The following is a 12,790-nucleotide window of genomic DNA, read 5'->3' on the forward strand; positions in this document are numbered from 1 at the left end:
CCTTGGTTGTCGAGACAAATCTCAGAACAGGCCTTCGATCTGGCCGGCCTCGTTGAGGAAGATTTTTTCCGAGGACGGCGCCTTGGGCAGGCCGGGCATGGTCATGACCTCGCCGCAGATGACGACGACGAAGCCGGCGCCCGCCGAAAGCCTGACCTCGCGCACCGGCACGGTGTGCCCGGTCGGCGCGCCGCGCAGGTTCGGGTCGGTCGAGAAGGAATATTGGGTCTTGGCCATGCAGACCGGCAGGTGCCCGTAGCCGGCCTGCTCCCAGGCATGCAGCTGGTCGCGCACCGACTTGTCGGCGATCGCCTCGTCGCCGCGATAGATGCGCTGGACGATGGTGTTGATCTTCTCGAACAGCGGCATTGCGTCGGGATAGAGCGGCGCGAACTGCGAGGCGCCGGATTCGGCGATCTCGACGACCTTGCGCGCCAACTCCTCAATGCCGGCAGAGCCATTGGCCCAATGCTTGCACAGGATCGCCTCGGCGCCGAGCGAGGCGACGAAATCCTTCATCGCCTGGATTTCCACCTCGGTATCGGTGGTGAAATGATTGATCGCCACGATCGCAGGCACGCCGAACTGTTTCACATTCTCGATGTGGCGGCCCAGATTGAGGCAGCCCTTCTTGACTGCCTCGATGTTTTCCTTGCCGAGATCTTCCTTCTTGACGCCGCCATTCATCTTCATGGCGCGCACGGTGGCGACGATGACGGCAGCCGCCGGCTTCAAACCCGCCTTGCGGCACTTGATGTCGAAGAATTTTTCGGCTCCGAGGTCGGCGCCGAAGCCGGCTTCGGTGACGACGTAGTCGGCGAGCTTCAGCGCCGTGGTGGTGGCGACCACCGAGTTGCAGCCATGCGCGATGTTGGCGAACGGGCCGCCATGCACGAAGGCAGGGTTGTTCTCCAGCGTCTGCACCAGGTTTGGCTGCATGGCGTCCTTCAGCAGCACCGCCATGGCGCCGTCGGCCTTGAGGTCGCGGGCATAGACCGGCGTCTTGTCGCGGCGGTAGGCGACGATGATGTCGCCGAGGCGCTTTTCCAGATCCTTGAGGTCGGTGGACAGGCACAGGATAGCCATCACTTCAGAGGCGACGGTGATGTCGAAGCCGGCCTCGCGCGGATAACCGTTGGCGACGCCGCCGAGCGAGCAGATGATTTCGCGCAGCGCCCGGTCGTTCATGTCCATGACGCGGCGCCAGGCGACGCGGCGGGTGTCGATGCCGAGCTCATTGCCCCAGTAGATGTGGTTGTCGATCAGCGCCGACAGAAGATTGTGCGCCGTGGTGATGGCGTGGAAGTCGCCGGTGAAGTGGAGGTTCATGTCCTCCATCGGCACGACCTGCGCGTAGCCGCCGCCGGCGGCACCGCCCTTGACGCCGAAATTCGGGCCGAGCGAAGCCTCGCGGATGCAGACGATCGCCTTCTTGCCGATGCGGTTGAGGCCATCACCGAGGCCGACGGTGGTGGTCGTCTTGCCTTCGCCGGCCGGCGTCGGGTTGATGGCGGTGACGAGGATCAGCTTGCCGTCCTTGTTGCCCTTCACCGATTTGATGAATTCGGCCGAAATCTTCGCCTTGTCGTGGCCGTAGGGCAAAAGGTGCTCGGTCGGGATGCCGATCTTGGCGCCGATCTCCTGGATCTGCTTTTTCTTGGCGCCGCGCGCGATCTCGATGTCGGACTTCACTTCGGCCATGACGGCTTTCCTTCGGATTGGACGGTGGAGGGGACGGGTTTGATCTCACTCGCAGGCATGTTGAACCAGGGCGCGGGCATGTTCTAACCCTGTCGCTCCCGCGGCGTCAACTTGCATGCAACTATGTTTCCTATGAAGAAAGTGTCTCCGCGGCCGGCCGACCTGTCGCCGGTTCTTCCTGGCTCCGTTGCCGCGCCGTATAGAAGCCAGAGGACGCGACGTTCCGCCGTCTCAAAACAGCCGCCCAATGCACGGAATGCGACAGAGGCGACGGCGCAAATTCGCCATCGCTCGCCGGGAAAGCTGTGGACGCTACTGAGTCAGGACGTTGCTGATCTCGACCATGTTGGAGCGCACGCGAAGCACGTAGAAACCCATCGTCGTCAGGTGCGTCGGCATGATCCAGCCATCCTCGCGGCCATTGGCGATGATGAAGGGCTGGATGCGCAGGGCCGAGACGAATTGCGCATCCATCGTGTCCCACAGATTGCCGAGATGCTTTTCCTTGATGACGTCCTCGAAGTCGGCCTGGGCGCCCTTCATCAGGCCGTAATAGGCATAGAGCTGGCCATAGGCGAACCAGAAGCGGTCGTCGGCGCGGAAGTCGAACCAGCCATTGTTATGGTTTTCGGCGCGCTCCTTGAGGATCGCGGAGGTGGAACCGATGTCGGAGGAGATGCGGTCGATATACTGCTTCAGATTGTCGGCGCGGGCATCGAACGTCGCCTGGCAGCTGCCGAGGCGGGCGTTGAAGGAGCGTAGCTTGGTGACGGCATCGCGATAATAGCTCGGCGTCGGCGTCTTGGGGCCGAACGGGTTGAGGCCGAAATACCAGGTCTCCTCGTCGAACTGCAGATTGCCGCGCGCATCCTGCAGGTCGCCGTCGATCTGCGATGTGGTGCGAACACGGCCGAGATTGTCGGCAAGCTCGGTGGCGGTACGCCGCACCGCCTGGTTGATGCCGCGCTGGAACGAGGCCTTGTTGTCCATGAACGGCGTGTTGTCCCAGTCGATGCCGAACAGGCCGAGTTTGTAGAGGATCATCGACGAGATCCAGGCATTCTGGTTGACGTTGAAGTCCGTCAGGTCGGCCGCCACCTGGGCGATGCCCGAATTGCCGCAGGTCTTGGCGGTGTCGGTGCCGGCGCCGGCGGCGACCTGTTCGCCGGCGGAAATGTTGCGGTTCTCGAAGGTGTATTTGTCGACGTAGTTGGGATCGAACTTGTTCCACCACTGGGTGGCGTAGAAGAAATTGGCGTAGAGGCCGATCAATACCAGAAGCGCGAGGCCGACCACAGCCTTCAGGATCCAGCCGCGCTGCGTATACCAGCGCCCAGCCCAGAGGAACGGCCACAGGATCGCGCCAATGACGAGGCCGATGCCGCGGCCTATCCATTGGAAGATGCGGGTGAAGAAATTCACGATCGGATCAAGCATGGCTCTCGTTCACCCCTCAGTCAGTCAGGCCGTAAAGGCGCGTGCGAAACGCCACTTTGTCTTTCAAATATGTGGTTTTCAGAACGTCCACAACATGCGACCGCCAGGCGTCGCTGTAGCCGTCATAGTCCTTGTAGAAGCCCGGCTTGTTGAAGACGTAACGCGAGACAAAGTCCTGCTGCACGAAATCCGAGATCAGCTGGTTGGTCAGCCAGGCGTCGGGATGGTCGGGCTTGCCACGCACGACCAGGAAGCGCTGTTGCGGAAACACATCCTCGATCTTGAGATGGCCGAGCTGGGCGATCTCACGCTTGGCGGCGTTGAGAAAGGGGAAATTGCCGTCCTTGGTGATCAGATCGGCATGGCCATGGATCCAGGTCTGCAGCCAGACCTTGTCGACCTCGGTCAAATTGCGGTTCGGCTCTGTGTCGCGGATGAGAGAGCGCACCACCATCTCGGCGCGATGCTCGAGATAGCCCGAGCTTTCGACCCATGACGCGCGCGGCAATTCGATGCGGCCGGTGCTGGCCAGGAACTTGAACACCTTGTCGGCATCGTTGATCGAGAGATAGCTGACCTGCCAAGGCCGCGAACGGCGAAAGCCGGGGGCGGCCGGGTCGCCGATGACGGTAGTCATATCAGGATCGACGAAGACGTAGACGCCGCCGAAATGGCTGGTCCAGTAGGCGTTGTGGCGGAAGATCACCTGGTCGGGCACCAGCGCATTCTCACGGATATCGCCGCACACCTTCGCCAGTTCCACCATACGGCTCAGCATGGTGTTGTCGCGCCAGGCATCGGGCTCCTGCTTCAGCCGGTCGACCAGCTTGCCGAGTTCGGCGGCCTTGCCCAGCACGTCCTCGGCCGAAAGCACCCTGAACTCGACCTGGCTGATCGACAGCAGATCCTCGATGTCGTTGACCAGGGGAACGGAATCCTCGATCTCCCCGTAGATGACATCCTTGATGGTCAGCGCATCGATGGCGCGCTGGTTCTTGGACATGAACTCGAACATCAGCTGCGAGGTGTTGGAAAAGGCGGTGTGCACCACCGGCAGATCGATCTGCGACGGCGTCAGGATGATGAAGCGGCGGTTGACCTCATTGGGGTCGAGATAATCGTAATCGCCGCATTCCTCGGCCACTTCGGGCGAGAAGCCGGTGCGGTCGATCTGGAAGCTCTTCAGCTTGGTGGGCTTGAGGCCAAAGGCAACAAGCGCCTTGTTGTAGCGCTGGATGAGGTGCGACTCGTCGACGGTGAGCAAGCGACCGTAGATCAGCTCATTGTCGCGGAGAAGGTCGGGCTTTTTGGCGTGGCTCATGCAGAACGTTCCGAGTGGCGTTGCCTGTTGTGGCGAAGCGCCAACGCTGACGCCTCCCTCTCCCCGTTCTTCACGGGGAGAGGGTAAGGGTGAGGGGCAGCGCTAGCATTCAAGGACATGTCTCCCCATGGCCTTTGGCGTCAATAAATCGAAGATCATTGGTCCGGATGTGCCGATCGAGGCGCTGTTCGATAGCTGCCAGTATGGTCGTAGCGATCTCTGGTCCACGCATGCGCCGCCCCTCACCCTTACCCTCTCCCCGTGAAGGACGGGGAGAGGGGGGCGTCAGCGTTAGCGCCAAGCCTTTCAGCACCCGCGGGCAGCGAAGGAAGCTCACGCATTCCAGAGCCCCTTCTTCTTCATCTCCTCCATCTCGCGCCCCGCCCGTTCGCGCAGGCGTGCGTCGCGCAGCAGCTTCTCCACCGCGGCGTCGTCGGATTTGTCGGAATAGCGGAACTCCGAGTCGGCGTAGCGGTTGATCTCCTGCATGACCATGTCCATCGAGAACGGCCCACGCAGTTCCTCGATCATGGCTTTCTTTTCGTCGTAGCCCTTGTGCATGAAGACTTCCGGCTTCTCGAACCAGTCGTCGGGCAGCTCGATGTCCATGGCGCGCATCTTGATGGCGTCGGTGACGTTCTTGATGGCTCGGCCGGTGAAGCGCGGCTCGGCATCCTTGATCAGGTGCAGATAAGTGCCGATGTCGGCCATCGATTTCGGCGCGCCATTCTCCTTCATGTAGCGCTCATAGACCTTCATCAGCCCGTCTTCCTGAGGCTTCTCGTGCTCCTCATAGGCTTCGGTCACCGCGCGCTGGATCTCCTGCGCGGCGTAGAGCTTGTGGTCGCCGAGTGGGATCTTGTGGTTCTTGCCGGCAAGCAGGACGAAGATGTCGATATAGTCGTCGCGGCTCTGTGGGCCGTCGACCAGCCAGCGGGCGCCGGCGCGCTGGCGCAGCGCATCGTCGACATTTTCGGGATAGTTGGAAAACATGCCGAACGAGCAATTGCCGCGCACCACCGTGCCGGCGCCGGCAAAGGCGTCCATCAAGACGCCGGTGATTTCCTGTTGGCCGGCCGAGGCGCGGTCGTCGGAGCGGCGGGCCGCCACCTGGTCGATGTCGTCGACGGTGCCGAAGCCGATGACGCGTGGGTTCAAGACATTGTTGATGAACTGGCGGCAGTTCTGGCCGGATTTGCCCTGGTAGGACGAGATCTGGTCGACGCCGAAATTCTCATAGGCGAAGGGATAGCCGGCAACCTGGCAATAGCCGTTTACGAGGCCGGCGATCATCTGGATCAGCGTCGTCTTGCCGGTGCCCGGCGCGCCATCGCCGATGAAGGTGAAGAGGAAGCCGCCGAGCTCGACGAACGGGTTCAGCTCGCGCTCGAAATCATAGGCCATCAGCATCTTGGCGAGCTTGACCGACTGGTATTTGGCGATGTGGTTGCCGACGACCTCTTCGGGCTTCTTGAAGGTCATCACCAGCGGCTTGGAGCGCTTGCCGGGCGCGACGTCGAAGCCGTCGAGGGTGAAATCGTCGGCGTCGATGCGGATATGGGCGTTCTCGAACGGGCCGATGCCGTCGAAGCGGCCCTTGCGGGCCAGCAGCCCATCAATGGCAACACGGGCGAAAGCACGCGCCCGGGTCGTCAGGTCGCCATCGTCCTTCGACCCGGTGATCGCCCTGTCCAACCCAGCCACGATCGACTTCACCGCGTCCTGCGGCGTGTCGAACAGGAAGTCGGGTTCGGGGATATCGTTGGGCGCCTCGCCATCGCTGTCGATCAGCTGGAACAGATAGGAGGCAAGGCTGAAGGCCGAAACGTAAGCAGAGGCTGACAGAAGCTTCTTGAAGGTCGCGGCTTCATCGCCTTCGAGCGGTGCGCGGGTGTTCTTGGCCTGCAGGCTTTCAAGGTCGGAGCCTTCGGCGAAGACATCGGAAATGGCGAGCGCAATCGCCAGGCCGCGGCGGGCGCGAAACAAAAGCGTGTGCTGCGGGATGCTCATCAACTGGTCGTCGGGATGGATCGCGGCGACGGTCTTGGTAAGCTCGACCTCGCGTGTGCGGCGCACCGAGCCGACCGAGACGGTGGAGACGAAGCGGCGGTTGGTGCCGGCAAGCGCGGTGCCGGATTCGCGTGAAGGATCCTCCAGCACGACGACGCGAGTGATGAAGCTTTGCGCGGTTGCGCGGTGCTTTTCGATAGCCGCTTCCGGAATGGTGGTCAGGCCGGTGTCCATGAAGGATGCTCCGCGATGTGACGGTCAGACATCTGAAATCACCTGCCCATTTGACAGGATGTGAACCTTGTAGCCGGAAAAGATCTTTTGAGCTTCGCCGGCGGCGTAGAGTGCTTGATAGGCTTCGTGCGGGATCAGGGCGTGGTTCTCGTAGCTCGACACACCCTGGCGCGCGGCTTCGAGATCGTCGGTGTTGATAAAGAATTCCTGCGTCGTCTTCTCGCTCGAAAACAGGCCCTTGCGGCCGGGTTTCTCGCCCTTGGAGTAGACCTCCTGGATGGTCCAGGTGAGCAGCCAGGCATTTTCCGGTTTGCGCACCTTGGCCAGCACCTCGGTCACGGTCGAATTGTTGTCCGTAATGCCTGCGGAATAAAAGGGGCCGAGCACGACGCGGCGCAGCTGCTTAGGGTGCAGCGGCTCGAAATCCTTGTCGAGATTGACCGCAATCGTTGCGGGCGAAAGCGTGTAGGCGGAATTCTTCTCGGTGAAATCGTCGAAGCGATGGGCGAGTTCGGGGTTGAGCAGGCCGTCCACCGGCAGCGGGATGTCGACCCGTTCATTGAGCTTGCCGCTGCTGTCAACGAGCTGCCGGATCATGCTTTCGGAGGAATCCTCCACCGTCACCATGTAGACCAGCGGCAGGTTGGCGCTGCCGTCGAAGCTCGCCCAGTGCACGAGGTAATAGGGACGCCCGGTCTTTGGATTGACCGAGACCTTGGCCGTCTGCGCCAGCGAGAACGGGCCAAAAGTCTGTTCGCTCTTGACGTCCTCGAGATAGAGCCGCTCGGCCATCGACTTCTGCAGCGCTTCGGGGAATTCCTTGTGGCGCAGGATGAAGTCGGCCATTTCCTCGCGCAATTCGCCGGCCAGCGGAATGTTGGCCAGCCGCGCCTCGGCCTGGCGGCGGTCATTTTCCAGTTCGAGCAGGTTCTGGAAGACGGGATAGCCGCTGTCGGCGCGCGAAATGCGGAACGTGTCCATGAAGCCGAGCCGGTTGCGCCAGCAGGAAAACGATTTGTCCAGCCGGGCAATGTATTCGGCGACGATCTTGGCAACGATGCCGTGCCGGTAAAGCGGCGAGCGGTCGTCGCGCATGAACACTTCAAGGCCGCTGAGTGCCGCCGTGATGGCGGAAAAATAGCGCGCCGCCGCTTCGTTTTCGGGAGTCATGCCGGTGTGCCCGCGTGCAGCCGCTCCTTACGACTGCACGTAGTTGGCCGAATTGTGCTTCTTCATCACGTCGTCGAAACGGCGGGCGAAGGCGTCGTCGGCGAGCTTCTTGCGGCGCTGGATGTCGGAGCTGGCGACCATGTTCTTCTCGTGCATTTCGAGAAGATCGCCGATGTGCTTTTGCGAGGCGGCGCCAATGCCGGCCATGGTCTCTTCGGCGGTGTTGTCGACCTGGCTGCCCAGCGTGTTGATCTTGTGGGCGACATCCTGCTGGGCGGCGGTCTTCAAGGAATCTTCCAGTGCCTTGTAGAGCACGATGCGCTGCTCGGTATCGATGGTCAGCTTGTTGATAAGCGTCGACTGCGCTGCGATCTGATTGTTGAGCGAATCGACGAAGGTCTGGAACATCGAGGTGTAGCGTTCCAGCGTCTGGCTTTCGGCCAGAAGCTCCTGCTCCTTGGCCTGCTTTTCATTGTATTCGGTCGCCAGTTTCGAGCGCTCGCCCTCAAGCTGCGTGCGCTCCTTCTGACTGGTAGAAGCGGCGATCTTGTTTTCGATGTCGAGCAGCAGCGGATTGACCTCCTCGATGCGCTTCTGCACCGCCTCGAGGTTGGTCATGGTGACCTTGCGGCGCTCGATCACCTGCGACAGGCTGTTTTCCGAGGTCTTGTAGCGCTGGTCGAGGACCTCTTTCTGCGCTTTCAGGATGCCGACGATGGTGTCGGACTTGACCAGAAGCTCCTGCAGATTGCCGGCCAGCGACATGTTGCGGACGCGGTCGGTGCGCATGCGCTGCTTGCGTTGCGCCGAGAAGACGCCGACGAAGCTTTCCCAGCCGGTGTAGTTCTTCATGCTCTCGAATTCGGTGCCGAAGACGTTGGTGGCGTCTTCCAGCCCGATGATCAGGTCGGCAATGTTGCCTTCCATCACCTTCTGCTGCTTCAGCACGTCCTCAATGCGGGCATTCTCGATGTCGAAATTGGCGTCGCCGATCTTCTTGTCGGCGGTGGCCAGCGTATCAAGCACCGTGCCCGACTGCTCGATCTTGGAGCGCATGTCCTGCACGACCTGCCTGGTCTTGGCAATTTCGGCATCGAAATTCTGCAATGTCGCCATAGGGGCCTCCCGCTTCGGCTTCCGGTCGCTGGCTGCGAACAGCGGCGAATATATGTGGGGTATCAGGGGATTGAAAGACGCAAGACAAGACCCGCCCCGAAAACAAAAAAATGCCTGGTCGTCTTGAAAGGCAATGAAGGCGGGGTCATGGCGTGATTAACCAGCCGGCCAAGTATTGTTCAGTTGTCATTGAACTTTGACGGCTGCGAAGAAGTCGATCTCGGACAGTGTGGGTGTGCTGAATTCGACAGAGGGCTCAATGAGTTGCAAGTGCGAGACAGCTGGCGGAAGCCGTCGCCATCACGCTACGCATCGCGCTGTTCAAGGCTTCGGATCGGCCTTCAGATAGGCGATGACGTTGGCGATGTCCTCGTCGCTGCTCAGGCCGGAGAAGCCCATCCTGTTGCCGGGTACTTTCAGCTTGGGAGCGCCGAGATAGGCTTTGAGGTTGGCTTCGTCCCAAACGAGGCCGGCCGCGCCGGCGTCCTTCATGGCCTGCGAATAGTTGAAGTTCTGGGCGGTGCCGGCGGTGCGGCCGACGATACCGAGGAGATGCGGGCCGACCTTGTCGCGGTCGCTTGCCGCCTCGTGACAGGCCATGCAGCGGTAGAACACTTTCTTGCCAAGTGCTGCATCGCCGTCGGCCAGCGCGGCGAGGATACCGGCCAAGTAAATGACAAGGCCTGATGAAATGGCTCGAAGCATGGCGGTTCCCGGCTGGCTCTGGCTGAGGGCAAAATAGGCTGCAGGCCTTAACAAACGCCGTATGCCGGTGGATAGCAGCCGGGCTCAATCCGTGCGCGGGATCGCCGCGACCGCCTGCTTGACCTGCTTTTCAATCGCCGCCGACGAATGATTGTCGCGCACGAAAGCGCGGCCGATCTCCGCCATCTCGGCGGCCGCTTGCGGGCGTGTCGCGAGATCGATGATTTTCAATGCCAACTTGCCGGCATCGTCGCTGGACAGGAAATGCCTGCCCGCCTGCAGGCCAAGCCCTTCGACGGCCTTTTCGGTGGCGGCGACGACAAGGCCCGCCGCCATCGCCTCCAGCACCTTGATGCGGGTTCCGCCGCCGAAGCGCAGCGGGATCGGCGCATAGCCGGCACGCCCAAGCAATTCCGGCAGATGCGGTGGGTTCTCGATCAACCGCAGACCATGCCTGGTGCATAGACCGCGCACGACATCGCGCGGGTTTCTGCCGGCGACGGTGATCGACCAGGGCCGGCCGGAGGCGGCGAGGCGCGGCGCCATCGCGCGGCCGATCTGCTTGACGGCGTCGATGTTTGGGAAGTAGCCGAGATGCCCGATGAAGCACAGGCTGAGCTCACTGAAGCGCTCGGCAGCAATCGGCAGGGAAAGCACGCTCTCGTCTGGAATGGGGTTGGCGACGAACCTGACGTCGTTGACGGGGCCGAGAGCGGACAGAAGCGCTTCGTCGGCCCGCGAACAAACCCAGACCTGGTCGGCCAGGGCAGCCGCACACCTGTCGGCTTCGCGCGCCTCTGCCTTCCTTCGCCTGTTTTGGCGCCAGTCTCGAATTTGCTGCCACAGCGTCAGGCCGGCGATCCGGTCGGACACCGTCCGGGAATCAATGTTGTGCTGGTCAAGGACGGTGCGCGCGCGATGCTTCGGCGCCAGCGTCAGCAGCTGCGAAAGCACGATCTCCTCGATCACCACGAGATCGGGCGCGAATTCCCTCCAGATGGCGTCGGCTTCGGCCAGCTCGTCGTCCGGCATCATATGCACGGTCGGGTGCGGGCTGCGCCTGCCCCAAGGCGCCCTGCCGCGCGCTGCCTCGATGATCCGGTGACGGATGTTCGGCGGTGTGGAGGGTGCCGGGGCGCCGCCAGTCAGGCTTACCGTCAGGACCTCGCCCATCGATGCCAGGGCGCGTGCATTGGCGGCGTTCCGGATCTCTCCGCCGGAGACCGGCGGAAACGGGCAATCGACTGTGAACTGCAGAATTTTCATGTTGTCCCGGCCGTTCAGCCTCTGGTGAAGCCAATGAAATCGTCGGGCGCGGCGCGGCCCATTTCCTCTTCCCAGTGGCGGCGGCAGAGCGAGATATAGACGTCCTTGCCGATCGCCACCTGTTCGCCTTGTCTGGCCACCTTGCCGTCAGAGCCGAGACGCACGACCATCGTCGCCTTGCGGCCGCAGCGGCAGATGGTGCGCACTTCGCGCAGATCGTCTGCGATGGCCAGAAGCGCTCGCGAACCGGAAAACAGATTGCCCCGGAAATCGGTGCGCAGGCCGTAGCACATCACCGGGATGTTCAGCCGGTCGGAGATACGGGCGAGCTGCCAGACCTGCTCTTCCTCGAGAAATTGCGCCTCGTCGACAAAGATGCAATGCACCGTCGTATGTTCGTGATGCTCGGCGACGCGAGCGTAGAGATCGTCGCCGTCGCGGAACATCTCGGCCTCCGTCTCCAGGCCGATGCGCGACGAGATCAGCCCGGTGTCGCCCTTTCTGTAGTGGCCGGCGACGAACAGCATCGTCGTCATACCGCGTTCGCGATAATTGTAGGACGCCTGCAGCAGCATTGTCGTTTTGCCGGCATTCATCGTCGCATAGTGGAAGTAGAGCTTGGCCATGCCGTCCTTTTAAGCCGAGTTGGCGCGGCGCGGGGAGAGGGCACCGCTGCATTTGATGGGAAAAGCCGTCTGCAATCGAAAAAGCGGCGGGCGTGTCGCTGTTTGGCCAGTCCGCGCCGTTGATCGTGATTGTCTTAGCGCTTGAAACCACACCAGAATGGTGTTTGGCTGACGAAACAAGGCGGGCAGAGAAACCGTAACTACGCTTCGCCAAAGAATCACAATGGGAGACTGCCAATGTCGCGTATGAACACCTTCGTCGCCGGCCTCGGCCTGGCGACTTTTCTGTCCACGAGCGCTGCACTTGCCGGCGATCCGGAGAGCTGCAAGGCGGTGCGCCTTTCCGATGTCGGCTGGACCGACATCCAGGCAACCACCGGCGTCGCTTCGGTGCTGCTCACCGCGCTCGGCTACGAGCCGCAGACGATCCAGCTATCGGTACCGGTGACCATGGCGTCGCTGAAAAACAAGGATCTCGACGTCTTCCTCGGCAACTGGATGCCGTCGATGACCAACGACATCAAGGACTACACCGCCGATGGTTCGGTCGAGACGATCGGCACCAACCTGACCGGCGCCGGCTACGGCATCGTCGTACCGACCTATGTCGCGGAGGCCGGCGTCAAGTCGCTGACCGACATCGGCAAGTTCAAGGACAAGTTCAACGGCAAGATTTACGGCATCGAGGCGGGCAATGACGGCAACCGCATCATCCTCGACATGATCAAGAACCCGAAGGACAATCTCGAAGGCTTCGAGCTGGTCGAGTCCTCGGAAGCCGGCATGCTGACGCAGGCCGAGCAGTCGATCAAGAACAATGAGTGGATCGCGTTCCTCGGCTGGACGCCGCATCCGGTGATGGGCGCCATGAAGCTCACCTATCTCGACGGCATGGGCGACAGCGGCTTCGGCGCCGCCACCGTCTACACCAATGTGCGCAAGGGCTACACCACCGAATGCCCGAATGCCGGCAAGTTCATCGCCAACCTGAAGTTCAACCTGGACATGGAAGGCGAGATGATGGACGCGATCCTGAAGGGCGGCGACGCCAACACGGTCGCAGCCGACTGGCTGAAGAAGCACCCTGACGCGGTTGCGCCGTGGATTGCCGGCGTCACCACCTTCGATGGCGGCGATGCGGCAGCGGCGGTCAAGACCGCGCTCGGAAGCTGAGCCGACTAATTCGGCCAAGCCGAACCAGGAA

The 12,790-nt window shown here is 61.7% G+C and carries 11 protein-coding genes; 2 read left to right on the plus strand and 9 right to left on the minus strand.

Features of this window, described 5'->3' with window-relative positions; translation table 11 throughout:
- Positions 1 to 21 precede the first annotated feature (21 nt).
- From NLY42_RS14380 to NLY42_RS14390, 3 genes are all read right to left on the minus strand, one after another.
- On the minus strand, positions 22 to 1,701 hold the full coding sequence (locus NLY42_RS14380) for a formate--tetrahydrofolate ligase (protein WP_023683662.1): 1,680 nt from the start codon (positions 1,699 to 1,701) through the stop codon (positions 22 to 24).
- A gap of 312 nt (positions 1,702 to 2,013) precedes the next feature.
- Complete coding sequence (locus tag NLY42_RS14385) at positions 2,014 to 3,138, minus strand: DUF2333 family protein (protein ID WP_023686165.1); 1,125 nt, start codon at positions 3,136 to 3,138, stop codon at positions 2,014 to 2,016.
- A 16-nt stretch (positions 3,139 to 3,154) separates the two neighbouring features.
- The gene (locus NLY42_RS14390) at positions 3,155 to 4,459 is read right to left on the minus strand and encodes a DUF6638 family protein (RefSeq protein ID WP_023754946.1); all 1,305 of its coding nucleotides are present in this window, start codon (positions 4,457 to 4,459) and stop codon (positions 3,155 to 3,157) included.
- A 127-nt stretch (positions 4,460 to 4,586) separates the two neighbouring features.
- Between NLY42_RS14390 and NLY42_RS14395 the strand changes: the two genes are divergently transcribed.
- A complete protein-coding gene (locus tag NLY42_RS14395) occupies positions 4,587 to 4,724 on the plus strand; it encodes a hypothetical protein (RefSeq protein WP_023749803.1) in 138 nt (45 codons plus the stop codon).
- 68 nt (positions 4,725 to 4,792) lie between these two features.
- Here the strand turns inward: NLY42_RS14395 and NLY42_RS14400 are convergent, their stop codons facing one another.
- The 6 genes from NLY42_RS14400 to NLY42_RS14425 form a co-directional block, all read right to left on the minus strand.
- Complete coding sequence (locus NLY42_RS14400; protein WP_023754945.1) at positions 4,793 to 6,703, minus strand: ATP-binding protein; 1,911 nt, start codon at positions 6,701 to 6,703, stop codon at positions 4,793 to 4,795.
- Between the two features lie 24 nt (positions 6,704 to 6,727).
- Positions 6,728 to 7,873 (minus strand): hypothetical protein, encoded by a 1,146-nt coding sequence (locus tag NLY42_RS14405; protein ID WP_023669989.1) that lies wholly within the window; start codon positions 7,871 to 7,873, stop codon positions 6,728 to 6,730.
- Positions 7,874 to 7,900: 27 nt separating this feature from the next.
- Positions 7,901 to 8,989, minus strand: a complete 1,089-nt coding sequence (locus NLY42_RS14410; protein WP_023669990.1) for a hypothetical protein — start codon at positions 8,987 to 8,989, stop codon at positions 7,901 to 7,903.
- A gap of 321 nt (positions 8,990 to 9,310) precedes the next feature.
- Positions 9,311 to 9,694: a c-type cytochrome gene (locus tag NLY42_RS14415; RefSeq protein WP_023669991.1), complete on the minus strand. Its 384-nt coding sequence runs from the start codon at positions 9,692 to 9,694 to the stop codon at positions 9,311 to 9,313.
- An 84-nt stretch (positions 9,695 to 9,778) separates the two neighbouring features.
- Complete coding sequence (locus NLY42_RS14420; protein ID WP_023728274.1) at positions 9,779 to 10,960, minus strand: glycosyltransferase; 1,182 nt, start codon at positions 10,958 to 10,960, stop codon at positions 9,779 to 9,781.
- Positions 10,961 to 10,974: 14 nt separating this feature from the next.
- The gene (locus tag NLY42_RS14425; protein WP_023754944.1) at positions 10,975 to 11,586 is read right to left on the minus strand and encodes a thymidine kinase; all 612 of its coding nucleotides are present in this window, start codon (positions 11,584 to 11,586) and stop codon (positions 10,975 to 10,977) included.
- A gap of 237 nt (positions 11,587 to 11,823) precedes the next feature.
- On the opposite strand from NLY42_RS14425, the gene NLY42_RS14430 reads away from it, so the two are divergent.
- Entirely contained in the window at positions 11,824 to 12,759 is a 936-nt protein-coding gene (locus NLY42_RS14430; protein WP_023686157.1) for a choline ABC transporter substrate-binding protein, read from the plus strand.
- Positions 12,760 to 12,790 lie beyond the last annotated feature (31 nt).

The organism is Mesorhizobium sp. C372A (assembly GCF_030323245.1).
Classification (GTDB): Bacteria; Pseudomonadota; Alphaproteobacteria; order Rhizobiales; family Rhizobiaceae; genus Mesorhizobium.